This window comes from Streptomyces sp. NPDC033177, assembly GCF_055577715.1.
In genome coordinates this window covers 295,415-318,208 of sequence record NZ_JBVIPS010000004.1, presented here as the reverse complement: position 1 = coordinate 318,208, position 22,794 = coordinate 295,415, and the positions used below count along the sequence as shown (strand labels likewise).

The following is a 22,794-nucleotide window of genomic DNA, read 5'->3' as shown; positions in this document are numbered from 1 at the left end:
ATAGCGGCAGAGCATCAACTGTTATGCGTAGACGGGCAGTTGGGGGCCACACGTCCGGGCTTGGTGCCGGTTGCAGACACCTGACCCGAAGTTTGCGGTCCCCCACTCCACACACCGGCCGCCACCTGGCCAAGCGCTCTCTCGCAAGGCCGGACGGCTCCTCTCGACCGAGGAGATTGGCCTTGGGCCAGCCGTGAACCACTGAACGGACACCGACTTATCTTCGCCAGCGCCTACTCCGTGGCGGCCGACACCGCACCTGTGGGATCCGTCCTCGACAACACCTCACACGCCCGGGCCGGGCGCATGGGCCGGGCGCAGGTGACAGGCATCCACTGCGTCGGAGACACTGCTCCTCCGCCAGACTCGACGCAGAAGGTGGGGTGAGGGCGGCGATGCCCATGCCAGGAACGACAGCAGTACTGGCACTGCTGCCGGACGCCGAACCGCTCCTGGAGCTGGCCGCCCAGGTGGACGCGCGGGTGGTGCGGCCCGGTGTGCCCGCACACGCGACGCTGCTCTACCCGTGGCTGCCTGCCGAGACGGTCGGCCCCAGGGAGCTGGAGCGGTTGCGGACTGTACTGGTGCGGGCCGCGCCGGACGTCGGCCGGATTCCCCTGCGGCTGACAGTGGTCGAGCGAGTTGGCGCGTTCGTCGGTGTCCCGCTGCCCGAACTGCGATCACTGGCCAGCACCGTTCGAGAGGCGTACCCCGAGCAGGTGCCATACGGGGGCCGGTTCGGGCAGAACCCCTCGGTGCACGTCACCGTGTCCTTGGACGCGACTGACCATACCGCCGCCGACATCGCGCATCGAGTCACCGGCCGTCTGCCGATCACTACCGAGGTATCCGCCGTACACGTGGTCACGCTTTCACCCGACGGCTGGCAAGTTCTCGCTGAACTGCCGCTCGCTCCTTGACCGGGAGATGTCTACGTGCGGTCCTCAGCTTGAGTTGTTGACCTCGCTTCCGCTGCCCGAGCCCCGGCCGACCTGGTGCCTCTGCGGCGAGCTGCGCCTCTGAGGGTGACGCGTGCCCGGTTCAGGTCGGGTGTCCGGTGCGCGTTGCCTGGCCGGGGGGGACTTGTCGCGGGCGTCCGGTGCTCAGGCGCAGGAGCGGCCAGGGGCGTCAGGAGCGGCAGATGCTGTCGCAGAGCTGGCCGGTGAACTTGTGGTTGCGGCGGCAGCGGGCGTGCATGCGGTCTTACCAGCCAGCGAGTTCCCCGGAGTGTTCGGGATGGAGGGAGGTCGCCACAGTGAGAGCCTGCGCGGTCTCGCATACGGTGGACGTGGACGTGGACGTGAACGGGCGGCGCACGTCGACCAACGCCCGCGTATCGGCGGGAAGTTGCGCGCAGGCGCCGCCAGGCGGAGGTGAGGCCCAGTCGGTCACGGCTGCCTTACGCTTCGAAGTAGGCGACAGTGATGATCGTCCGCCGAATGGTCAAGGTGTAGACGATTCGCACTTCGGAGCCCGGTGCCCGGTACTCCCACATCGGCCCACCGTGTTCGTTCTTCGGGCGGATGGTGCCGGCGGTCGGATCGGCGGCGATCACGGCTAGAGCCCGGTCGACGGCAATCTCTTCGGCTGGGTTGAAGCCTGCTGCCTGCTGAACCGCGGTGGGGCCGAGGACGATCCGGGCTCCGGCCTTGCGGTGCTGGGGCGCCATTACGCCTGATTATGTCGCTGAACCGCTGACGTCGATACCGTGTTTGGCGTATAGGTCGACGCGCAGCGTCTCCCAGTCGGTCGTGGGTGTCTTTCCGTCGCGAATGTCCTGCCAGTAGGAGGCGAGTTCCGCATTGCCAGATTCTCGGGCAGCGGTGATCGTCTCGTCGAGGTCGGCGACTTCCTCGGTGGTCCACGGCTGGTCGCTCATGCCGTCCTCCTGGCTGTGGATTCACGGATCGTGATTCCGGTTGACAGTAGGAGCGTAGCGCTCGCTCGGCCTGACGGGCGGCCGTGCGGCCGGATTTGGTGTTGACCGGGCGAGTGCTGTCGCGTTGTCCGGCGTGGGCGATCTCGGTCTGGCGCAGTCATGGCAGCTCACTCCGCCTTCGGTGGTACCCACGGCTCGGACTAGGGGAAGCCTGGACGCAGCCGGACGCGCAACCCCAGGGTTGCGCAAGCCTCCCCCTTTGTGCAACCTTTGAGTTGCACAAAGGGGGTGGCCGTCCTCGCCACGGCCGGGCTGGCAGACAGCGTGGAGGATGGGCGCTAGGTGCGCTACACGGTGCGCCCCGAGGCGCTGGACACCACAGCCCGCTGGATGGCCGTGCTCGCCGCTGACTGGGATCGCCGCCTGGCCAAGATCACACGCGTCCCCGCGAAGAGAGCCCCCGAGATCCCACCCCGCATACTCCGGACCGGCACCAACCTCCGTACGAGAAGGGCAAGGTCATGGACACCATCCTCCTGCGCAGGGCCTACGACGCGCTGTTGGAGGCCGCCGCCACAGTGGCCGACTCCCCCACCCGCAAGACCCCACCACCCGGCGAATGGAACGCCGACCAGATCCTCGCGCATGTCACCATCGTCAACGCCCTCACCTGCGCCACCGCCGCCACCATCTCCGCGGGCGCACACACGACCTTCGAAAACCGCGTCGCACAAGACACCTGGACCATCGAGCGCGCCATCACCCATGGGGGCGGCAACAAGGGCCTCCGGGAGCGTATCCGTGCCCAAGCAGAGATCCTCTGCGCCCTGGGCGAGATGTTGAGCGACGCCGAACTCGACACCCTGGTGCCCACACTGCTCCTCTCCAACAACACGGTCCTGGTTGACCAGATGGTGCCTTTGCGAGATCTGTTCACCGGCCTTGCTGAAAACGAGCTGCCCGGCCACAGCAAACAACTCCTGGCCCTGATGTCTAACACCGCTGCCGCGGTCACACCCACACCCATGCCCACAGCAACACCCACAACCTGACCGCAATCGCCCAGTTCACGAAGTCACCCCGCACGAGCCGATCCACCCACGTCCCGACTGTCACCTGGAGACGACGATGACGCTTGACGCGACGAACAGTGCGACGAACAGTGCGAGCAACCACGAAACAGCCCCGCCGCGGCCCGCGTTGGTCGACCGGGCGACCTGGCAGGCAGAGATCGACAAACTGCGTATCCGCGAGAAGGCACACACCCGCGAAGGGGACACGATCGCAGCGGCCCGCAGGCGACTGCCGATGGCTGAGGTCGACCCCTCGATCTCGCTCACCGGCCCGGAGGGACCGGTGCCGCTGCTCGAGGTATTCGAGGGCCGACGGCAGCTGATCGCCTACTTCCACATGTGGCACGAGGGACAGAGCGCCGCCGACCAGTGCGAGGGCTGCACGTTCTTCAACGGCCAAGTCCGCGAACTGTCCTACCTGCACTCCCGCGACATCACCTACGCCACCTTCTGTCAGGGCCCCTACGCCGAGAGCGTGCGCTACCGCGACTTCATGGGCTGGGACGTGCCCTGGTACTCGGTGCGCGAATGCGCCGACGAACTCCTGGCCGGTCGGCCGTTCTTCCTGCTCTCCTGCTACCTGCGCGACGGCGACCGGGTGTTCGAGACCTACTGGACCACCATCCGCGGCTACGAAGCCATGTCACCCAGCCACGGACTGATGGACCGGACCGTTTACGGACGTCAGGAGACCTGGGAGGACTCGCCCGTCGGCTGGCCTCAGCCCTGGGACGCCGGCGACCGCGGCGTCTGGCGCACCGACGGGCGACCGTCCGCCCAATGGTCCCGGCTGGCCGCCGGCCGCAGCGACGACCTGGGCACCACCGCCCGCTGAGCGGACCGGTGAGCAGCGGGCAGCCCTTCGAAGGGGTGGTTCGGCCTTCGGGCCCGGCCCCGCTGGGTCCCGTCACGAGGGTAATGCCCGCGTTGCACAACGACGTCTGAATGCCGCCAGCAAGGGCTGTCTTGGCTGGTCATGCTGGCGGCATGACGCAGTCACTCACTACAGACTCACTGACAGTCCTCACCGGCATGTACGCGGCTGAGGCGAAGTACCTCGCGGCAGGGGGCCCTGGCGAGGCTTCGTTCGACCTGCTCGCCCCGTTCTTCGCGCCTGATGTCGAGCTGCATCAGGCAGATGCTCTGCCCTACGGCGGCACGTGGCGTGGACACGACGGCATGACGCAGTTTTTCCTCGAGATGGGACAAGTCTGGGAGTCATTCGACATGGTGGACCAGAAGTTCCTCGCCACCGGCGAGACCGCGGTGGTGCTCACACAGGTCCGTGCGCGCGCCCGTGCGACCAGCCGTGAACTCAGCTTCCCGATCCTGCAAACGATCAAGGTCAGGAATGGGCGGATCACCGAGGTCCGGCCGTTCTACTGGGACACGCGAGCTATCGCCGACGCCTGCACCACGCCTACACCGACAGACTGAGCTCGACCGCCGATCCGCGGCCCTTCGGCCCTTCGGCCCTTCGGCGGCCCTTCGCCGAGGATCTCGCCGCCCCGAGCAGCAACACTCAACTCCCGGCGAGTCCTCGGACTGGCTGCGGGTACGGACTGGCGCCAGGCCGACACTCAGTGGTGTCGTTTCCGGACGGCGCCTTCGAGCCGTTGGTCTGTCAGTTGGTCGACCGTCCGGACCACTGTGATCACGGAGTTGACGACCCATCTGGGTCCAGGTCCGGTTGCAGCTCTGATGACGGCGTACGTCTGCCGTAGTGCTGCCGACTGCCGCGAAGAGTGAACGGTCATCGATGCGAGGGCGGCTGGCCTGCTCGCTGATCAATCACCCCTTCACCGTCAGAACTGTTGGCCCATAGGTGGTGAGAGGACCTGGGCAAGGCTGTAAGAACCGGTGCACAGGACCCCGGCGTCGGCCATGAGCTCTGGACTTGTCCTTGATCCCGGGCACGGACGGACGCTGATGCTGCCCCCTGATCTATCGCGGCTGCTGGGTGATGTTGACCATCCAGGTGATCCCGAACTGATCGACGAGCGAGCCGGCCTCAGACCTGGTCCTACCACCAACGCCACCGAATACAGCACGCTTCCGTTGGGCCAGTTGTGGCGTCATCTGCTCGGCGCCACACGATTCGACGTCGCCGTTAGGGGGCATCGAGTGCCCTTGCAGGCGTCGCAGGGACTCTCCCGGGCCGGCGAATCCCCCAGCGAGCACCGCAATTCCGGCGGCACCGTCCACAAAAGCGACCGCCGCCTTCGTCCACCTCGGCGGCGATGGGCGCTGTGGCCGCACCGCCCATCGCCACCGGTGGGTGGCCTCTAGGCTGGTGATCGCGCAGCTAAATGATCAGTACGGAGGAAGCCGTGCCCCTGCAGATGAAGTTGAGTGCGATAACTCTCGATTGCCCTGATCCGCTGGCCTTGGCGGCGTTCTACCAACAGGCCACCGGCTTCGAACTGCACCCGAAGTCGGACGCGGACTTCGCCGGGCTCAATCGCGAGGATGGACTCTTCGTGGGCTTTCAGCGGGTGGACGATTACCGGGCTCCCAGCTGGCCCGACCAACGCCTGCCCCAGCAGCTTCACCTCTGTTTCAAGGTGGCGGAAGGCCTGGACGACACCGAGGAGCAACTCTTGAAGTTGGGCGCGGGCAAGCCGGAGTATCAGCCCGATCAGGAAAGGTTCCGGGTCCTGACCGATCCGGCCGGACATCCCTTCTGCCTGATCAGCGAGTCGTAACTGGCTCCCACGAGAACGACGATGGACGGTCAGATGTGGCGACATAATCATTCGGGAGGAGAGAGCATGCCGTCTGCACCAGAACCGGTCACCCGCCCCCGCGACCGGGCCTCCCGTCCTCCGCCCAGCCACGGGGCCAACTCAGCGATCGCGGCTTCGAGTACCACCACCGTGACATGGGCCGCCTCCTCGCACAGGTCCGGTTCCTCGATCAACGAGCCATCGCCGCCTCAAGTCTTTGCCGAAACCGTAGGAGACGGCTGCATCTCACCGCATACGCCCGCCGGAGTCCCGCTGAGCACTACCCGCTCGAGATCCGTCAGACTGCGGTATGACCGCATTCACTGTCCGGAAGGCACAGACCACCGACGCCACTGCTCTGGCACATTTGCGGTGGCGCTTCAAGCAGGAGGACGAGCCGGAGCTGAGCAGAGAAGAGGCGTCCTTCATCCGTGCGTGCACCGAGTGGATGCGAATTCGCCTGGCCGGCACATGGACGGCCTGGGTCGTCGAGGCCGACAACGATGTGCAGGGCCATGTCTTCCTGAATCATGTGGAGAAAGTGCCCGAGCCAGGCAGTGGCGCGGACGCTCTCGGCTACGTCACCAACTTCTACGTCTGCCCGGAGTACCGCAACCGTGGTCTCGGCAAGGCGCTACTGGAAGAGGTAGTCCGCCACGGACGGCAGAACCAGCTGGACACCTTGATCGTCTGGCCTTCGGAGCGGAGCGCTTCTCTCTACTCCCGAGTCGGCTTCGGTGCGTCGGAGGAAGCCCTGGAACTTCCGATTGAGCCCCTTTGACCTGCTCAGAATTTTCCCTGGAGAAGCGCCACACCCATCTCAGCGTGCACCGCAGTGCCGATCTTCGCGACTATGCGGCCCAGCACGACTGGTTGGCCACCGTCCAGCGCCCGTCATGGGCACAGGTTGCGGCCGGTGAAGGCCTGGCGGGGGCGCTCACTCATCTTTCCTTGGCCCTCTCAGTCGAGGATCACCATCTCTCGCCAGCAGATCCCCAAGTCCCTGTGGAGGTTCTCCTTGCGCTGGAATCCGGTGGGGACAGGGGTGTTGGCGTCGAAGTAGAAAGCCATGACGAACAGTTGGGCGCCCCTGTGCGTCGCCTTCAGGTGGTTTTGGAGCTTGTCCACGTCCGCCTCGATCTCCTTCACGAAGGCGGGCTTGTTGTACTCGGTGGCGCGCAGGGTCTTCAGTTCTACGATGATCCGCTCGCCCGGTACGGCACTGGAGCCGTTGAGCAGCAGGTCACTTCGCTGCTGGCCATCGAAGACATACTGTTCGCGGCGTACGTCCAGCAGGGAGTTGCGCGCTCGCAGGTTGCCTGCGAGTTCGGCCTGCAGCCACCACTCCCAGCCCCAGTCGAGGAGCTGCACGCGCTCGGCCCGCGCGCCATTCTCCTTGATCCAGTCGAAGACGAAATCCCGGAACTCCGTAACCGTGATCGAAGGCATGTTGGCCTCCCTTGGGTATCGGTCGTCGGTACGTGCCTCCCCAAGGGGTCTACTGCACGGCGCGCGGGCCGTCCATCGCACGGACCGAAGCGGACCGCCCTCCGCCGCACCGGGCCTGATCGGTCCGGTGCGGCGGGGCAGGAAGCGGCACCTGGCCCGGTGGAGTCGGTCCTCAGCCCACAGCTCACCATTAGCTCACCGGCAAACATTCATAAATCTATGTTCGCCGGATTAGACATTGAGCGACGGCAGTAGCCATAATGTGCGCGTGCCTGGACCCCGCACGTCTGGAGTCGCCCCATGCCTGACAGCATCAGCCGCCGCACCTGCATCGTGGAGCAGTACACGAGCAGGGGCAGTTGGGTTGTCGTCGTGCAAGGCGACCTCGACATGGATACCGTCCCTCCGCTGCGCGAGGCCATGGAGAGGGCGGCCAGCGCACTCCCGGTGCTCATCCTGGACGCCGGCGACGTGAGCTTCGCGGACTCCACCGCGCTGAATCTGCTGCTGCGCATCCATCAGACGACCACACTGCGCATCGCCGCCCCGCCGGCCCAGCTGTTGCGCATGTTGGAGGTCACAGGCGCCGACACGGTTCTGAACCTTTATCCGTCCACGGAACAGGCCTGCGCAGCCACCACCAAATGAGGTTGCCGCGTTCCCTCAGCCGCGGCGTCCAGCTGGTCGACGAACGCGCGAGCAACGCTTCCCCCCGCCGCCTTGCGTAGGGGCACGGTCAGCGGCGAGCCCTGCCCAGCAGAGGGGGGCGGCGGCAGCCGGCATGCAACCGCGGACAAACAACGGCAACGCTCCAGCGCTTACCCGTCCGACCGCGCCAAAGTCGCAGAACCGGCGCCGATGTCTCATCGTCGACCGGTCAGAGACCGGTCAGATGCCGTACTCGTCGGTGTCCGACTGATCGGCGCCCGGGCCCCCCTCGCGGGCCCCTCCGGCGCGACGCAGGAGCGCATCTCGCTGGCCTGCCGCTAGCAGGGGGGGGGCGAAACGCATCGTCACGCCTCCGGCGCAGCACGCAGGCAAGAACCGCCGGGCCGCCACGCCGGGGTCCGGCGTCCGTCCTTTCTATCCGCAAGCGCAAGCACCCGTGCACGGCAGAATGAACGCCGTTTTGCGGGGAACTCGCCAACTCGGATACCTGGGGACGTCAGGTGCCTGGGGACGGCCGCCGTCGATTCGGGCGACGGCGGCCGTCGAGGGCGCGAGGAGCCAGGCTCCCCCTGAGCTTCTCGCGCGGGTGCCCTCCGAGCGGCGGGTCGCGGAAAGTCGCCGCCGCTACAACACCGGAGGACAGGGGCGATTGGGGCCGCGTGGGTCGACGATGCGGCTCCACCGGGCCCGAAACGCGAACGGACGTCAGCCTCGGGGCCCTGAGACCAAACAGGTCAAGGCGGTCACACCACCACCATCTCAGCGCTGACCTCGTCGCGTCTCCCACCAAAGTAGCTCCGTTCGTGAACTGATCGGTAGAGGGCATCCACCATCACCGCGCGCATTCCACCCGGCGCGAGCAAGGGGCCCGGGCCAGGGGGACCCCAGGCAGGGGGGACCCCACACGCCTTGTCAGCTACTCCCGGGCCGGAGGAGGCTGACCGCAGAGGGTGGCCCCCTGTACAAGGGCGTTCCTGGATCACTCGGGAGGTGAGCAGGGCATGCCCGAAACGGCTCGCGAAGAGCATCACGCACCGGTGATCATTCCACCGGACCCCACGCACACCACCACGGGGTAAGAACGACACCAGCCGGCCCCACTCCGCATTCGCGTCTACGACCCCGCTGAAGGAGACTGCCCCGCCTCCGCGTCGAGCGAGAGGCTCGTGAGGCGAGCCCGGCCATGTTTTGACACGGCCTTGACAAATAGGTGAGGGGTCATCAGGATGCAAAGTGCTCGCACTTCTGCGCAATTTCTCATGCTGAATGCGTAATTCACGTATGCATCGGCAGGACAGTCCGCACCTCAGCACATGCTCAGTACGCGCTCAGCACCTTTCCCATCACCGCAGCAAGCGCGGCCGGCGCGCGCCCTGCCTGACACGCCCCCAAGCGTCAGGAGGATGCCCCATGTCCCCATGCCCACGCCCACGCCCACGTTCCGGGCTCACGTTACTCACCGCACTCGCCCTCATGCTGTCCGGGCTCACCGTCACCGCCGCCTCCTCCGCCGACGCGAACTCCGACGCCCAGGACATCCCTGCCGCCGACTATCAGCAGGTACAACTGGCCGTCGGAGGTGCGGAGTTGGGTGAGGCCATGTCCCTCACCGTGCTGCCCGACCGGTCGGTGCTGCACACCGCACGTGATGGCACGGTCAGGTACACCGACGCCACCGGCAACACCACGCAGGCCGGAAAGCTGGACGTCTACACGCACGACGAAGAGGGGCTCCAGGGCATATCCGCCGCACCCGACTTCGCCTCCAGCCGCCAGGTCTACGTCTACTACTCCCCCAAGCTCGACACCCCGTCCGGTGACGCTCCGGCCACCGCATCCGCCGCCGACTTCGAGCGGTGGAAGGGGCATCTGAACCTCTCCCGGTTCACGCTCAAGGCAGACAACACCCTCGACATGGCAAGTGAGAAGGTCGTGCTCGAGGTGGCCAACGACCGCGGCCAGTGCTGCCACGTGGGCGGCGACATCGACTTCGACGCGGCCGGAAACCTGTATCTCAGCACGGGCGACGACACCAACCCGTTCGACTCCTCGGGCTACGCCCCCATCGACGAACGCAGCGACCGCAACCCGCAGTTCGACGCCCAGCGATCCTCCGGCAACACCAATGACCTGCGGGGCAAGGTACTGCGCATCAAGCCGACCGCAGCCGGCGGCTACACCGTCCCCGCCGGCAATCTCTTCGCCCCCGGCACCGCCAAGACCCGGCCCGAGATCTACGCGATGGGCTTTCGCAACCCCTTCCGGATGAGCGTCGACAAGAAGACCGGCATCGTCTACCTCGGCGACTACGGCCCTGACGCCGGCGGGGGCGACGCGAACCGAGGGCCCGGCGGACAGGTGGAGTTCGACCGCATCACCGCCCCCGGCAACTTCGGCTGGCCCTACTGCACCGGCACGAACACCAGCGCCGAGACCTACAACGCCTACACCTTCCCCAGCGGACCCTCCGGCGCCAAGTACAACTGCGCGGGCGGCCCGGCCAACGACTCCTTCCGCAACACCGGCCAGGCCACGCTGCCTCCGGCAAAGGCAAGTTGGATCAAGTACGGCTGGGAGGGGTCCCCGCCCGAACTCGGCAGCGGCTCCGAATCGCCCATGGGTGGCGAGGTCTACCGCTACGACCCTGATCTGCAATCGGCCGTGAAGTTCCCGCAGTCCCTCGACGGCCGCTTCCTCGCGACCGAGTACGGCCGCAAATGGATCAAGTCGATCGAGGTGAAGTCCGATGGCTCGCGAGGCACCATCGAGGACTTCCCGTGGACCGGCACCCAGGTCATGGACAGTGACTTCGGCCCCGACGGCGCCCTGTACGTCCTCGACTACGGCACCGGGAGCAACAATCAGGCCCTGTACCGCATCGAATACCTCGGCGGGAGCAACCGCAGCCCGGTCGCCAAGGCCGCCGCGGACAAGACTTCTGGCGCCGTGCCGCTGACCGTCCAGTTCTCCTCCGCTGGCAGCGCCGATCCCGAGGGGCAATCCCTCAGCTACTCCTGGGACTTCGGCGACGGATCCACCTCGACCCAGGCCAACCCCTCGCACACGTACACCACGAAGGGGACCTACCGGCCGACCCTCACCGTCAAGGATCCCCAGGGCCTGACCGGCAGCGCAAGCCTCGTGGTGACCGCGGGCAACACCGCGCCCACCGTCTCCCTGCGACAACCCCCGGACGGAAAGTTGTTCTCCTTCGGCGACACCGTGCCCTTCGAGGTGTCGGTGAGCGATCCGGAGGACGGCGCGATCGACTGCGCGAAGGCCAAGGTCACCTACCTCCTCGGACACGACAGCCACTCCCACGCCATCACGTCCAAGAACGGCTGCACCGGCAGCATCAACGTCCCGGCCGACGGCGAGCACGACAGCGCGGCCAATCTGTACGGAGTCTTCGACGCCGAGTACACCGACAAGGCCGGACTGACCACGCACACCCGGCGGACCCTGCAGCCCCGCCACCGGCAGGCCGAGCACTTCACCGCCCAGTCCGGCATCCAGATCGCCGGCCACGGCCCCGCCGAGGGCGCCAACACGGTCGGCTTCACCGACGACGGAGACTGGATCTCCTTCAAGCCCTACGCCCTGTCCGACGCCAAGTCTTTCACCGCCCGCATCTCCTCCGGCGGCGTCGGCGGCACCCTCGAGATCCGCGCCGGTTCACCCACCGGGCCCCAACTCGGCTCGGTGGCCGTACCCGTGACAGGTGGCTGGGAGAACTTCCAGAACGTCACGACGAACCTGTCCGGGGCACCGTCAGGCACCACGGACCTCGTGCTGGTCTTCAAGGGACCGAGCGGCCAGGGCAACCTCTTCGACGTCGACGCGTTCACCCTCGCCACCGCCACCACCACGCAGAAGGGGCGTCAACCATGACCAGCATGAGCAGAGCGTTGAGGCGGCTGCGCCGCGCACCCGCCCCGCTTGCCCTTGTCCTTGCCGCCGCTCTGGCCGTGCCGCTCACCGCGCAGGCCGGATCCACGCAGGCCGGATCCGCACAGGCCGCGCCCACAGAGGAAGCCGAGCGCCGAGCGGACGCCGCGCCCTATGACGTCCTCGTCTTCTCCAAGACGGCGGGCTTTCGCCACGACTCGATCCCGGCCGGCATCGACGCCCTTCGCGACCTCGGCCAGCAGCAGGGCTTCACCGTCACGGCCACCGAGGACGCCACGTCCTTCAGCCCGGACAACCTCTCCGGATACGAAGCCGTCGTCTTCCTCAGCACCACGGGCAACGTTCTCGACAGCTCCCAGCAAGACGCCTTGCAATCGTACGTCGACACCGGCGGCGGTTACGTCGGGGTGCACGCGGCGGCCGACACCGAGTACGACTGGCCGTACTACGGGCAACTCGTCGGGGCCTGGTTCAAGAGCCACCCCGCCATTCAGCGGGCCACCGTGATCAACGAGGACCGCTCCCACCCGGCAACCTCTCACCTCGGCGCCACCTGGGACCGCACCGACGAGTGGTACAACTACCGCGCCAATCCCCGCTCCGGCGTCCATGTCCTGCAGAGTCTGGACGAATCGACCTACAGCGGCGGAGAGATGGCCGGCGACCACCCCATCACCTGGTGCCATCCCCAGGGCCAGGGCCGTTCCTTCTACACCGGCCTCGGCCACACCGCCGAGTCCTACACCGACCCTGCCTTCCGCACGATGCTGCTCGGCGCAGTCCGCTATGCCGCGGGGCAGACGCCCGGCGACTGCGGTCCCGGCGCGGACAGCGGAACAGCGAAGGGTGAGGCGGATGAACCTGGTTCGGGCGCACAGGCCGCCACACACGCGTCGACGAGCCACGGTGGCCACCCCTGGACGGCCGGCAAGACCGCAGCCGCGGAAGGATCCCAGAACGTCCACCTCTTCTACTACCCGTGGTACGGCACCCCCGCCGTGAACGGGAGTTGGCGCCACTGGCCCCAGGGAGGCCACACCCCGCCCGATGACATCGGCGCCGACTACTACCCGGCGCTCGGCCCATACGACTCCGGCGACATGCAGGGTGCCGTCGCCCAGCACATGAAGGAGGTCAAGCAGTCCGGCGCCGGAGTCATCGTCTATAGCTGGTGGGGCCGGGGCGGTTACGAGGACCAGCTCGCCAGGGGTGTCCTGGACGCTGCGGCCAAGGAAGGCATCAAAGTGGCATGGCACTTGGAGCCGTACTCGGGGCGCACCGCGGCCTCCACGGTGTCCGACATCCAGTACATCAACGCCACCTACGGCGGCCATCCCGCCTTCTACCGTTCCGCCGCGCACGGCGACAGACCCGCGTTCTACGTCTTCGAGAGCCTGCGCATCACCGACTGGACCGCGCTCGACGAGGTGACGGACACCAGCATCGTGCTCGCCCAGACGACCGATACGACGAAGATCGCCCACTTCTCCGGGATGTACACCTACGACGGCATCGCGGGCGCCACCGCCCCCGGCTGGAAGCAGGCCGGCGACTACGCCCGCGCCCACGACCTGATCTGGGCCCCGTCGGTCGCTCCCGGCTACATCGACGACCGGGCGGTCCCAGGCAACACGACCCCCACCCTCGATCGCGCGAAGGGAGCGGCGTACGACAAGCAGTGGAACAACGCCCTGGACCCGGCCATCGGCGGCTCACCCGCCTGGGTGTCGGTGACGTCCTTCAACGAGTGGCACGAGGGCAGTTCCATCGAGCCCGCCGACAGTTCGCCGCCGCCCGGACACGGATATCTGACCTTCGAAGGAGCGTACGGAAAGACGGGTGAGGCGGCGGAGAGCGCCTACCTGGACCGGACGGCGTACTGGGTGGACCGCTTCGAGGCCAGCGGGCGTGGCCAGCACCCGGCAGGCAGGCACACCGACCGGAACCGTCCCGCGCACCGGTAGCCAATCCCCGGAGTTGGACACGTCCCCCGGAGCCCCCGGAACCCGCAACGGTTTCCGGGGGCGTGTGCCGTGAGCGTCCGGCGTGCGGCCCCGGGTCAGAACGCCGGGTCAGAACCGTGCGTGCGTGGTGATGTCTGACTCGAATTGGTCGATCATCTGCGGCGTCACGGTGGGGCGGCACTGGGCGATCGCTTCCAGGTAGCCCGCGGTGCTCGCACCGGGCAGGTTCTCCGCGGCGGCCGCTTGCCCGCCAACCGAGACACCAACCGAGGCGCCACCCGGGACACCGGCCGAGACCAGATCGCGCTCGAAGGAGTTCTGGGCGGCGATCCGGGCGGCGTGCTCGATGTCAGCGGGCGTGAACTGGTCGCTCGCTGCCACCAGTGCGTCGACGTCCACCTCCGGCCTGCCGTCGGTGTAGCGCGCCCAGATCGCCGCGCGGGCCGCCTTGTCCGGTGTCCCGATCGGGATCAGGTAGTCGAAACGGCCGGGCCGGAGGAAGGCGGGATCCAGGGAGCGGATCGAGTTGGTCGCACAGATCAGGAGCCGCTCGTCGCGCTCGCGGAAACCCGGGATGAGCTTGAGGAGTTCGTTGGTCACTCCGTGCATCCCGCCGGGCTGCGCCGGTTCCTGACGGACCGGGGCGATCTCCTCGACCTCGTCGATGAAGACCAGGACGCGTTCCAGCTCGGCGATCGCCGCGAAGGCGGAGCGCAGCGCAGCCGCCAGATTGCCCCCGTCGGCCAGCCGCGAGGGAAGGATCTCCACGAACGGCCAGCCGAGCCGCGAGGCGATGGCGCGCGCGAAAGTCGTCTTGCCCGTACCCGGCGGACCGAACAGGCCCACCGCCCGCGGCGGGCGCACACCGTGCCGCGCCGCACGTTCCGGCTCGGCGAGCGGCAGCACGAGCCGCCGTTCGATCAGGTCCTTCTCACGCTCCATGCCGACGACCTTGGCCCACAGGTCACCGGGCAGCAGCCGGCCGCCGAGGTCATCGAGAAGGCTGGCGGCGGGCCCGTGCACCGGCTCGACCTTCTCGAAATAGGCGACGGCCGGGCGGCGGGTGTATCCCGCGTTGAGGAGTCCGTCCCCGAAGAGGTCCTCTTCGGGCAGGACGTAGGCGATCCGGCCGACCCGCGCGGCGACCAGGCGGCGCTCAAGCTCGACCAGGAGTGCGCTGGCCAGGCCGCGCCCGCGCCAGGCCGGGGCGATCGCGATCCGCATCACCCAGGCCCGCTCCCCGGCCACACAGGCCAGGGCCGTCCCGATGGGCACGCCCTGGTGCACGGCGACGACGCCGGGCTGGCGTGAGGTCAGGGCGCTGATGCACTCCGCCACGGTGAAGACGGATTCCTGGCCGAGCTCGGCCGTGGTGTCCATCAGGTGGACCACCGCGGCGAGATCGCTCTCGCGGTAGTCGTGGATCAGCCAGTTCACAGGCCTCGCCCCTCGATCGTTCTCGTTGTCGCGCCAGTGCGGCGAGGCTAGGGGCGCGGGAGGCCACGGGGCGTGTGCCACTGTGCACAAGGCGCGAGGAGGGAATGCTACGAACCGTCGCTGGGCGCAGGGCGCCGATCATGCGTAGAGCTCTCCTTCACGCCCCCTGCCGGGCCCCCGCACGGGTCGGCTGCGAGGCGTCGCCATCACATCCACAGCACGCCGTCATCCTCGTGTTCGCGGACGCGATAGGCGATCATGCGGCGCAGGAGGTCTGTCGGCACCGGGCTGCCGTACGGGAGCTTGACCGTGCCCTTGCCGGTTGCGACATCGCTGAGATCGGTGTCGAAGGCTTGGCGGGTGCTGGGGGTGAACGCGAAGTTCACGTGCTTTGCGTGACCGCTGATCACGAACAGGATCGTCCCCGAGGGGTGCACCCAGGCAGGGTGGCCCCACTTGATGGCTTCGGTCGCATTCGGCGCGGTTTCGCGGATCAGCGCACGCAGCTGCTCGAGCAGCTCACGCGCCTGGCCGACAAATCCTTCGATGTACGCGTCGATCGTCTGGGGCCTGGGCTTGGGGCTGGGCTTGTTCACGGGATCAGTCTGTCAAAGCGGACTGCCGACCAAGCGGAATACCGACCCCACCGGCATCGACCTGCAATCCACCAGTTGCAGGTCGGCGGGACATGTGCAATCTTTGAGTTGCAGGTCAGTTTCTGGCAACCCTGAGGAGCGAGCCATGAGTGACACCGCCCGTACCGACACCGAACTCGCCGAGCTCGACCGGATCAGTCGGCAGATAGACATCGACGCCCCCGCCGAGCGCGTCTGGGAGTTGATCGCACGTCCCGGCTGGTACATCAACGACGGCACCGTCGACGCCGACCCTGACCTGCGGCACGAGGACGACATCGCCGTATTGCGCCATCCGACTCTGGGCGAGTTCCGGTTCCGTACCGTGACTTTGGACAAACCGCGCTATGCCTCGTTCCGCTGGATCGGCACGCCGTCCCGGGATGAGTCGACGCCCTCGACACTGGTCGAGTTCTGGATCGACGAGCGGTCCGGTGGAGGGGTGACGCTGCGTGTCGTCGAAAGCGGATTCTCCAGCCTCGCCGACGACGCGGCCGCGTGGCTCAAGGAACGGGAGGGCAACGACGAGGGGTGGATCATCGAGCTGAAGGCCGCGAAGGTGTTCGCCGAGAAGTCCGCGTCGGCCCCGACGGCGGCTCCGTGAGCGCCTCCCTCCCCGTCGTGTGTGCCGCCCTTGGGGACCCGATGCGCTGGGCGATACTCACCCGGCTCGGCGAGGGCCCGATGTCAGCGTCCGCGCTGGCCAAGGTCCTGCCGGTGAGCCGCCAAGCGATCGGCAAGCACCTGGAGGTGCTGCGCGAGGTAGGTCTTGTGGAGTCCGAGCAGCGTGGGCGCGAGGTGGTTCACCTCGCCATCGGCGCCCGGCTCGGCGCTCTGGCACGGGAACTGGACCGGATCGGTCACTCCTGGGATGCGCGCCTGCTGCGGATCAAGGAGCTGGCGGAACAGCCCGGCCCCGACACCCCGGAAACCCCCGGCTGACACGGAACGACCGGTGCCGGCAAATGACGTACGACGATGGGAGACGACCGTGACCGAGTACGAAGCTCACGAGCAACCCGAGAAGCAGGCGAACACGGCGAGGGACGTCCGCCGCACGTCAGTGCTGCCACCGGTCGCCGACCGGGCCGCCTTCCAGGCCGAACTGGACGAACTGCGGCTGCGCGAGAAGGCGCACACCCGCGAAGGCGACGCGATCGCCGCAGCCAGGCGTCGGCTGCCCATGGTCGAGGTGGCCGCCGACCTCGAACTGACCGGGCCGAACGGGCCGGTCACCCTGCTCGACGCGTTCGAAGGACGCCGACAGCTCATCGCCTACTACTTCATGTGGCACGACGGCCACGACGCCGCCGGGCAGTGCGAGGGCTGCACCTGGGTCACCACCCAGGTGCACGAACTGTCCTACCTCCACTCCCGCGACATCACCTACGCGGTCCTCTGTCAGGGCCCCTACGAGGAAAGCCGCCGCTACCGGGACTTCATGGGCTTGCAGGGGCCGTGGTACTCGGCGCTCCCCTCACGGGACGAGCTCCTGGTCGGCCGCCAGGCCGGCATGATGTACCTGGTCTGCTATCTGCGCGACGGGGACCGCGTCTACGAGACGTACTGGACGACGCTGCGCGGCGTGGAGGTCATGGATTACAACTACGCGCTGATGGACCTCACCGCGTACGGCCGCCAGGAACTGTGGGAGGACTCTCCTCCCGGCTATCCGCGCGACCAGGACGCGCCCCCGGAGCACCCCTTGCGCCGCGAGGGGCGCCCCATCGCCCAGTGGCCCCGGATCAGGGCCGGACGCTCCGACGACCTCACGCGTCGGCCCTGACAGCACGGCGCGCGTGTGCCTCATACCATGCGGCGCAGCAAGCGGTCACGATCGATCAGTTGGTGTTTGAGCACCAACCCGACGTGCAGCGCCAACGCGGCGAAGAAGACGAGGTGCGACACGATGTGAGCGACAAGCAGGTCGTCGCCGGAGAGCAGCAACGCGATACCGGTGAGCGGGATGGCGAACGTGGCCGCGTACAAAACGGTCTCGGTGCCATGTGCCAGGCGTCGCTCCAGCGGGGTCAGCGCAGGCGCCCACGGCGGGAGGGGCGTGGCCAACCGCCATACGAGCCGGGCCAGGCCGAGGACCAGCACCGTGGCCCCCAGCACAACGTGCGCGGTGAGCAGCGCGTCATCACTGAAGGGGTCGTACCCGTCCTCCCCTCCCCGACCACGGCCCCGCCCCTGCCCCGAATCCCCGCCCCGCCCACGCCCTCGACCCCGGCCATGGCCGCTGTCGTCGACGTCAAGCAGATACCCCACGGCGAACTGCGCGGCCATCGCCACGAATACCGCCCAGTGCAGCACCTTCGTGACCAGCCCATAGCCGTGCGCACCATTGCGCAGCTGAAGTCCCATGCCTCCAAGCTGCCCCATCCCCCGCCACTCCAGGCATGCGGCACATTCCCTATGGGGACTCCCGTCGCCCGTCTCGGAACCCTCGAAGCGGGTTCCGAGACGGGTTCCTGGGCGGGTTCCTACCGCACCACGACGTTGTCCGCCGCCGAAGTCGACTGACCCGTGGTGGTGTTGCCGTAGTACACCCAGCGCCACGCGCCGGTCTTGGACGCCTTCACGGTCGTCTTGAGATCACCCGAGCCGTTGGCGTGAACCTTCTTCACCGTGGTGTAGGAGGTGGCTCCGCTGGGCTTGAACTGCAGGCTCACCAGGCGGCTTCCGTAGGAGGCGTACTTCTTCGTCTCCCAGTTGGCCCGCGTCACCTTGCCGGTCACGGTGATGGTCTTGCCCTTGGACACCGGCTCGGGCGCGGCGTTCACACTCAGGCGAGAGTTGCGCTTGACGTAGGCGGTCAGGCCCTTGTCGTCCGTGTCACCGCCGCCGCCCTTGAAGGACACCTCGGCCGCGACCTTCCAGGCTCCGGCCTCACTGTTGCGCATGTCCCACACAGAGGGGTCAAAGTACATCGTCTCGTTGATGTCGCAGACGCCTGAGCTCACCTCGTGGCAGTCGCTCGTTTCGACGGCGTGCCACAGTCGCTCACCCGTATTGCTATTGCCGCGGTAGAGGAACACCGCCGGCCACTTCCACTCGCGGGTGGTCGTCATCCGGAAGGAAGTGGGCGCGGCGACCTCCTCGGACACCCCGATCACGATCGGCTTGCCGCCGTTCACCTGAACGCGGGTGAACGAGACCCCACCCTCGGCCGCCCCGGCCGGCACCGCGGCCATACCCGTAAACACCGCCGCCGCGCCGCCGGCCACGACAGCTCTCCAGACCTTCTTGCCCACCTGAACCCCGATCTCTGTATCTCTGCACCGAAAGGCGCCGGAGAGTCCTCCTCCGGCGCCTTTCAGACAGCCGGGATCTTTTTGGGGTTGCGCACTTGTGGATCACGATCGGGCATCAGAGGTCGTCTTGGATCCCTCGAAGCAGGTTCTGGATGATCTGGAGGGGTTCGCACTGCGGGGAGGTGGTGTGGTCGAGGGCGGGTCGGGGTGGCCCCTCCGACCCGCCAGGTCGTGCGTCAGGGGAGGCTGTGCACCTTCGGGCCGACGGAGTTCGACCATGCGTTGCCCGCTGTCGCGTCCCAGTTGGTGGACCACGTCATGGCGCCGCGCAGGGTGGGGTAGGTCTTCGAGGGCTTGAAGGAGCCGCAGCCGGTTCCGCGGGTCAGGCAGTCCAGGGCGTTGTTCACGACCGAGGGGGCCACGTATCCGCTGCCCGCGCCGCGCGTCGATGCCGGGACGCCGATTCCGACCTGCGAGGGATCGAGGCCGCCCTCCAGTTGGATGCAGGCGAGCGCGGTCAGGAAGTCCACGTTGCCCTGGCTGTAGACCTTGCCGTCACAGCCCAGCATTGAACCGCTGTTGTAGTACTGCATGTTGACGACCGTGAGGATGTCCTTCACGTTCAGCGCCGTCTGGAAGTAGCCGCCGGACGTGGACTGCATGTCGATGGTCTGCGGCGCCATCGTGAGCACCATGTTCGGGCCCGCCTTCGCGGAGAGCTGGCGCAGCGCCTTCGTCATGTAGGTGGGGTTGAGGCCGTTCTCCAGGTCGATGTCGACGCCGTTGAACCCGTACTCCTGCATCAGCGCGTAGGCGCTGTTGGCGAACGCGGTCGCGGAGGCGTCGCTGTTGACGGAGATGGTGCCCTTCTCGCCGCCGACCGAGAGGATCACTGACTTGCCCGCTGCCTTCTTCGCGGCGATGTCCGCCTTGAAGTCGGCGGTGGAGGCGTAGCCGACGGCCGGGTCGAGGTTGAAGGTGATCTGCCCCGGTGTGGTGGTGGCGTCGGCGAAGGAGACGGCGATGATGTCGTACTGCGAGGAGACGTCCCGCAGCTTCTGCACGGTCGCGCCGTTGTCGAAGTTCTGCCAGTAGCCGGTCAGCGCGTGCTTGGGTACGGGGCCGCCGTCTCCGCCGCCGCCCTTTGCGGTCCGTACGGACACAGACGTCGACTTCGCGGACTCCCCCGCCGCGTTCGTGGCGCTCACCTGGAAGTTGTAGGTGGTCTCCGGCGTGAGTCCGGTGACGGTCGTGGAAGCGCCGCTGGGCGAGGCGACCTTGGTGCCGTCGCGGTAGACGGTGTATCCGGTGGCCGTGGACACCGGGGTCCAGGACAGGTCCACCGACGTGGACGTCGCCGTGCCCGCCTTGAGGCCCGCCGGCACCGCCGGTATCTCCACCGGGTCGGCGCCGCCGCCCCCGTCGGGACCAAGGACGCTCACATCGTCCACGTAGTACGCGCTCTGCCCGTACCACCCGTGTGTGTACACGGTGACCGACGTGGTGTTCGCGCCGGTGGTGAAGCTGGTGGAGAGCTGCTGCCAGGAGGTGTTGCCCGGCGTCCAGGTCGACACGTCGGTGGTGCCTGTTCCGCGGGCACCCAGATAGGCGTAGCTACCCTGCACCCAACTGCTCAGCTTGTACGTGGAGTTGGGCTTGACGGCCACGATCTGGGAACACTCGGCGTTGCTCTGCCCGGCCGGGGTGGCCTTGAGCGCCTTGGCACCGCCGTGCACGGGCGAGGTGACGGCGGCACCGCTGTTCGCGGTACACGTCCAGTTGCTCAGGTCCGACTCGAACCCGGCATTCTTGGCCACGTTGACGTCGGCCGCCTTGGTGTCGGCCGCCGTGGTGTCCGCCGACTGCGCGGGCGCGGCGAGCGCGGTGACGGCGAGCGCGGCAGCGGCGCCGACGGCGATGGCCGCGCCGATTCTCTGGCGAACGCCAGCTCTGCCCTTACGTACACGGTCCACGGAATGCCTCCAGGGGAGAAGCGAAGGACGAAGGTGAGAGCCGGTGGCCACCGCTACTGTGCGCAAAGCTGGTCCAGACCAATCGAGTTGTCAAGACCTCTGGCAAAGCCGACCGCCCGCGGGGCAAGAAAGCCGCCACGGAACGGAGTTCGGCCAGGGCCGCCCCGCGTCGGCGTCCGGACGACGTCAGAGGCTGAACAGGTCTGCCGCGTTGTCGTGGCAGACGGCCCGCAGCCAGTCTCGCCCGAGCTCCAACCGCTCCAGAGCCTGGAGTTGATGGACGTACGGGTAGGGGATGTTGGGGAAGTCAGTACCGAGCAGGATGCGGTCACCGAGATCGGCGAGGCGGGGAAGGGCCTTGCGGGGAAAGGGCATGAAGCTGTCAGAGAAGTCGGTGAACGTCATCGTGGTGTCGAGGCGTACCTGCTCGTAGCGGTCGGCGAGATCGAGGAACTCCTCGTACTCGGGCATGCCCATGTGGGCGACGATCAGGCGCAATCTGGGGTGACGGGCCAGAACTCGGGCGACGGACTCGGGGCCGGTGTACTTGCCTGGTGCGGGCCCCGATCCGCAGTGCATCACCACAGGAACCCCGGCCTCGGCCAGCAACCCCCATGCCGTCTGGAGCCGTTCGTCGGCCGGATCGTACGCGCCCACCTGGATGTGGGCCTTGAAGATCCGGGCCCCGGCTTCGAGGGCCTCGCGGACGTAGGTGCCGGTATCGGGTTCGGGGTAGAGGGTGGCGGTGTGCAGGCAGCGAGGGGTGCGGTCGGCGAATTCGGCCGCCCAGTTGTTCAGCCACCGGGCCATGCCGGGTTTGTGGGGGTAGAGCATGGAGGTAAAGGCCCGCACGCCGAAATCGTGCAGCAGGGCCGCGCGCTCCGCTTCTTCCCGCCGGTAGGTGATGGGCCAGACACGACCGCCGATCAGGGGACCGCCGGTGTCGAAGTAGTCCCAGACCTTGCGCAGGACCCGTTCGGGCATGAAGTGGGTGTGGACGTCGATCAGCCCGGGCAGGCCGAGCCCGGCCCAGAAACTGCGGATGTCATCGGCCTCGCTGCTCACGGTCGAGCGGGGGGTGGTGCTCATCTGGTGCTGCCTCCTTGGGTACGCGCGTCCCGACCGGCACCAGCGAACAGATCAAGGTGCGGGGCGAGATCGTCGTCACAGCCGTAGCGCTCGGCGGTCAGCCGCTTGCGATGACGTCTGCGGCGTACGGCAGTGACAAGGAAGATGACAGCGCACACACCGATCCCCAGGGCGGGGAGGGCAATGGCCAGTACCAGCCAGCCCGCCAACGCGACGAGGCCACCGGCCTCCCCGATGGCGTACCGGGACAGCGCGTGGGACGAGCAAGTGATCGCGTAGTCGCCGGCCTGCGACACCTCGATGGTGGCGAGCGGCGTCCAGGTCTCGTCCCGGGTGAGGAACACATCGGCTCCCGGCTCGGTGAGACGCGGGGCGCCGGGGCCGGTGATGCCGCACTCCGGCCCAGGCGACGGGCCCGGATACTTCACCCAGATCGTCTTCTGGCTCTCCGGCGTGAGCTGCAGGGTGAGGGCGTCCCCGTTGGCGAACCGATCGTCGGTGTCCACCGCATCGATCGCCTTGGCGAACTGGTGCACACCGAGAATCACGCCCAGCACGATCAGCACGACGGCGACCCCGACCGCGGTGAGATACCAGTGCCGGCCGGGCCTCAGTTCACGCGCCGGTATTCGCGGCTGTGGGGAGGACTGCATCGGCACACTTTAGACCGTCCACACCTTCCGCCCGCCGGGTCACCCTCACGCCGCCTCGGGTCGGGACAGAATCATGCGGCG

Annotated in this window: 22 protein-coding genes; 12 read left to right on the top strand and 10 right to left on the bottom strand. The window is 67.6% G+C overall.

Annotated elements, in window-relative coordinates; genetic code table 11:
• Nucleotides 1-395 precede the first annotated feature (395 nt).
• Nucleotides 396-920, top strand: coding sequence for a 2'-5' RNA ligase family protein (locus tag ACZ5U5_RS16310; protein ID WP_469021649.1), 525 nt, complete (start codon nt 396-398; stop codon nt 918-920).
• Nucleotides 921-1,399: 479 nt separating this feature from the next.
• Here ACZ5U5_RS16310 and ACZ5U5_RS16305 read toward each other — a convergent pair whose 3' ends face one another.
• Both ACZ5U5_RS16305 and ACZ5U5_RS16300 read right to left on the bottom strand, forming a co-directional pair.
• A complete protein-coding gene (locus tag ACZ5U5_RS16305) occupies nt 1,400-1,669 on the bottom strand; it encodes a hypothetical protein (RefSeq protein ID WP_469021647.1) in 270 nt (89 codons plus the stop codon).
• A 9-nt stretch (nt 1,670-1,678) separates the two neighbouring features.
• On the bottom strand, nt 1,679-1,879 hold the full coding sequence (locus tag ACZ5U5_RS16300) for a hypothetical protein (protein ID WP_469021645.1): 201 nt from the start codon (nt 1,877-1,879) through the stop codon (nt 1,679-1,681).
• Nucleotides 1,880-2,400: 521 nt separating this feature from the next.
• Between ACZ5U5_RS16300 and ACZ5U5_RS16295 the strand changes: the two genes are divergently transcribed.
• From ACZ5U5_RS16295 to ACZ5U5_RS16275, 5 genes are all read left to right on the top strand, one after another.
• A complete protein-coding gene (locus ACZ5U5_RS16295; RefSeq protein ID WP_469021643.1) occupies nt 2,401-2,931 on the top strand; it encodes a DinB family protein in 531 nt (176 codons plus the stop codon).
• 76 nt (nt 2,932-3,007) lie between these two features.
• Nucleotides 3,008-3,787 (top strand): DUF899 family protein, encoded by a 780-nt coding sequence (locus tag ACZ5U5_RS16290; protein WP_469021641.1) that lies wholly within the window; start codon nt 3,008-3,010, stop codon nt 3,785-3,787.
• Between the two features lie 152 nt (nt 3,788-3,939).
• The gene (locus tag ACZ5U5_RS16285) at nt 3,940-4,389 is read left to right on the top strand and encodes a nuclear transport factor 2 family protein (RefSeq protein WP_469021638.1); all 450 of its coding nucleotides are present in this window, start codon (nt 3,940-3,942) and stop codon (nt 4,387-4,389) included.
• 893 nt (nt 4,390-5,282) lie between these two features.
• Nucleotides 5,283-5,657, top strand: coding sequence for a VOC family protein (locus tag ACZ5U5_RS16280; protein WP_469021635.1), 375 nt, complete (start codon nt 5,283-5,285; stop codon nt 5,655-5,657).
• Nucleotides 5,658-5,988: 331 nt separating this feature from the next.
• Entirely contained in the window at nt 5,989-6,459 is a 471-nt protein-coding gene (locus ACZ5U5_RS16275; protein ID WP_469021632.1) for a GNAT family N-acetyltransferase, read from the top strand.
• 179 nt (nt 6,460-6,638) lie between these two features.
• On the opposite strand, the gene ACZ5U5_RS16270 is transcribed toward ACZ5U5_RS16275, so the two are convergent.
• Nucleotides 6,639-7,127: a hypothetical protein gene (locus tag ACZ5U5_RS16270; RefSeq protein WP_469021629.1), complete on the bottom strand. Its 489-nt coding sequence runs from the start codon at nt 7,125-7,127 to the stop codon at nt 6,639-6,641.
• A 300-nt stretch (nt 7,128-7,427) separates the two neighbouring features.
• On the opposite strand from ACZ5U5_RS16270, the gene ACZ5U5_RS16265 reads away from it, so the two are divergent.
• The 3 genes from ACZ5U5_RS16265 (at nt 7,428) to ACZ5U5_RS16255 (ending at nt 13,669) form a co-directional block, all read left to right on the top strand.
• Nucleotides 7,428-7,775 (top strand): STAS domain-containing protein, encoded by a 348-nt coding sequence (locus ACZ5U5_RS16265; RefSeq protein ID WP_469021628.1) that lies wholly within the window; start codon nt 7,428-7,430, stop codon nt 7,773-7,775.
• Between the two features lie 1,431 nt (nt 7,776-9,206).
• Nucleotides 9,207-11,687 carry a PQQ-dependent sugar dehydrogenase gene (locus ACZ5U5_RS16260; RefSeq protein ID WP_469021625.1) on the top strand — a complete coding sequence of 827 codons (2,481 nt, stop codon included), beginning with the start codon at nt 9,207-9,209 and terminating at the stop codon, nt 11,685-11,687.
• Between the two features lie 5 nt (nt 11,688-11,692).
• Complete coding sequence (locus ACZ5U5_RS16255) at nt 11,693-13,669, top strand: ThuA domain-containing protein (RefSeq protein WP_469021623.1); 1,977 nt, start codon at nt 11,693-11,695, stop codon at nt 13,667-13,669.
• Nucleotides 13,670-13,777: 108 nt separating this feature from the next.
• On the opposite strand, the gene ACZ5U5_RS16250 is transcribed toward ACZ5U5_RS16255, so the two are convergent.
• Nucleotides 13,778-15,106: an ATP-binding protein gene (locus ACZ5U5_RS16250; protein WP_469021620.1), complete on the bottom strand. Its 1,329-nt coding sequence runs from the start codon at nt 15,104-15,106 to the stop codon at nt 13,778-13,780.
• 206 nt (nt 15,107-15,312) lie between these two features.
• Nucleotides 15,313-15,702, bottom strand: a complete 390-nt coding sequence (locus tag ACZ5U5_RS16245; RefSeq protein WP_469021618.1) for an iron chaperone — start codon at nt 15,700-15,702, stop codon at nt 15,313-15,315.
• Between the two features lie 145 nt (nt 15,703-15,847).
• Here ACZ5U5_RS16245 and ACZ5U5_RS16240 point away from each other — a divergent pair, with 145 nt between their 5' ends.
• From ACZ5U5_RS16240 to ACZ5U5_RS16230, 3 genes are all read left to right on the top strand, one after another.
• On the top strand, nt 15,848-16,345 hold the full coding sequence (locus tag ACZ5U5_RS16240; protein WP_469021615.1) for an SRPBCC family protein: 498 nt from the start codon (nt 15,848-15,850) through the stop codon (nt 16,343-16,345).
• Nucleotides 16,342-16,683, top strand: coding sequence for an ArsR/SmtB family transcription factor (locus ACZ5U5_RS16235; protein WP_469021613.1), 342 nt, complete (start codon nt 16,342-16,344; stop codon nt 16,681-16,683). The genes ACZ5U5_RS16240 and ACZ5U5_RS16235 overlap by 4 nt, the downstream gene beginning before the upstream one ends.
• 121 nt (nt 16,684-16,804) lie before the next feature.
• A complete protein-coding gene (locus ACZ5U5_RS16230) occupies nt 16,805-17,527 on the top strand; it encodes a DUF899 family protein (protein ID WP_469022451.1) in 723 nt (240 codons plus the stop codon).
• 20 nt (nt 17,528-17,547) lie between these two features.
• Here ACZ5U5_RS16230 and ACZ5U5_RS16225 read toward each other — a convergent pair whose 3' ends face one another.
• From ACZ5U5_RS16225 to ACZ5U5_RS16205, 5 genes are all read right to left on the bottom strand, one after another.
• Nucleotides 17,548-18,108, bottom strand: coding sequence for a cytochrome b (locus ACZ5U5_RS16225; protein ID WP_469021611.1), 561 nt, complete (start codon nt 18,106-18,108; stop codon nt 17,548-17,550).
• A 119-nt stretch (nt 18,109-18,227) separates the two neighbouring features.
• Nucleotides 18,228-18,998, bottom strand: coding sequence for a hypothetical protein (locus ACZ5U5_RS16220; protein ID WP_469021607.1), 771 nt, complete (start codon nt 18,996-18,998; stop codon nt 18,228-18,230).
• A 236-nt stretch (nt 18,999-19,234) separates the two neighbouring features.
• Nucleotides 19,235-20,971 carry a chitinase gene (locus tag ACZ5U5_RS16215; protein ID WP_469021605.1) on the bottom strand — a complete coding sequence of 579 codons (1,737 nt, stop codon included), beginning with the start codon at nt 20,969-20,971 and terminating at the stop codon, nt 19,235-19,237.
• A 186-nt stretch (nt 20,972-21,157) separates the two neighbouring features.
• On the bottom strand, nt 21,158-22,060 hold the full coding sequence (locus ACZ5U5_RS16210) for an amidohydrolase family protein (protein ID WP_469021604.1): 903 nt from the start codon (nt 22,058-22,060) through the stop codon (nt 21,158-21,160).
• Entirely contained in the window at nt 22,057-22,713 is a 657-nt protein-coding gene (locus ACZ5U5_RS16205) for a hypothetical protein (protein ID WP_469021601.1), read from the bottom strand. Before ACZ5U5_RS16205 ends, ACZ5U5_RS16210 begins: the two co-directional genes overlap by 4 nt.
• Nucleotides 22,714-22,794: the final 81 nt, after the last annotated feature.

What these genes read in the sequence shown, in the direction of transcription:
- ACZ5U5_RS16225 (WP_469021611.1), bottom strand. Translation starts at nt 18,108, where the DNA reads ATGGGACTTCAGCTGCGCAATGGTGCGCACGGCTATGGGCTGGTCACG.
- ACZ5U5_RS16300 (WP_469021645.1), bottom strand. Translation starts at nt 1,879, where the DNA reads ATGAGCGACCAGCCGTGGACCACCGAGGAAGTCGCCGACCTCGACGAG.
- ACZ5U5_RS16205 (WP_469021601.1), bottom strand. Translation starts at nt 22,713, where the DNA reads ATGCAGTCCTCCCCACAGCCGCGAATACCGGCGCGTGAACTGAGGCCC.
- ACZ5U5_RS16290 (WP_469021641.1), top strand. Translation starts at nt 3,008, where the DNA reads ATGACGCTTGACGCGACGAACAGTGCGACGAACAGTGCGAGCAACCAC.
- ACZ5U5_RS16260 (WP_469021625.1), top strand. Translation starts at nt 9,207, where the DNA reads ATGTCCCCATGCCCACGCCCACGCCCACGTTCCGGGCTCACGTTACTC.
- ACZ5U5_RS16240 (WP_469021615.1), top strand. Translation starts at nt 15,848, where the DNA reads ATGAGTGACACCGCCCGTACCGACACCGAACTCGCCGAGCTCGACCGG.
- ACZ5U5_RS16270 (WP_469021629.1), bottom strand. Translation starts at nt 7,127, where the DNA reads ATGCCTTCGATCACGGTTACGGAGTTCCGGGATTTCGTCTTCGACTGG.
- ACZ5U5_RS16210 (WP_469021604.1), bottom strand. Translation starts at nt 22,060, where the DNA reads ATGAGCACCACCCCCCGCTCGACCGTGAGCAGCGAGGCCGATGACATC.
- ACZ5U5_RS16295 (WP_469021643.1), top strand. Translation starts at nt 2,401, where the DNA reads ATGGACACCATCCTCCTGCGCAGGGCCTACGACGCGCTGTTGGAGGCC.
- ACZ5U5_RS16305 (WP_469021647.1), bottom strand. Translation starts at nt 1,669, where the DNA reads ATGGCGCCCCAGCACCGCAAGGCCGGAGCCCGGATCGTCCTCGGCCCC.
- ACZ5U5_RS16275 (WP_469021632.1), top strand. Translation starts at nt 5,989, where the DNA reads ATGACCGCATTCACTGTCCGGAAGGCACAGACCACCGACGCCACTGCT.
- ACZ5U5_RS16265 (WP_469021628.1), top strand. Translation starts at nt 7,428, where the DNA reads ATGCCTGACAGCATCAGCCGCCGCACCTGCATCGTGGAGCAGTACACG.
- ACZ5U5_RS16285 (WP_469021638.1), top strand. Translation starts at nt 3,940, where the DNA reads ATGACGCAGTCACTCACTACAGACTCACTGACAGTCCTCACCGGCATG.
- ACZ5U5_RS16310 (WP_469021649.1), top strand. Translation starts at nt 396, where the DNA reads ATGCCCATGCCAGGAACGACAGCAGTACTGGCACTGCTGCCGGACGCC.
- ACZ5U5_RS16255 (WP_469021623.1), top strand. Translation starts at nt 11,693, where the DNA reads ATGAGCAGAGCGTTGAGGCGGCTGCGCCGCGCACCCGCCCCGCTTGCC.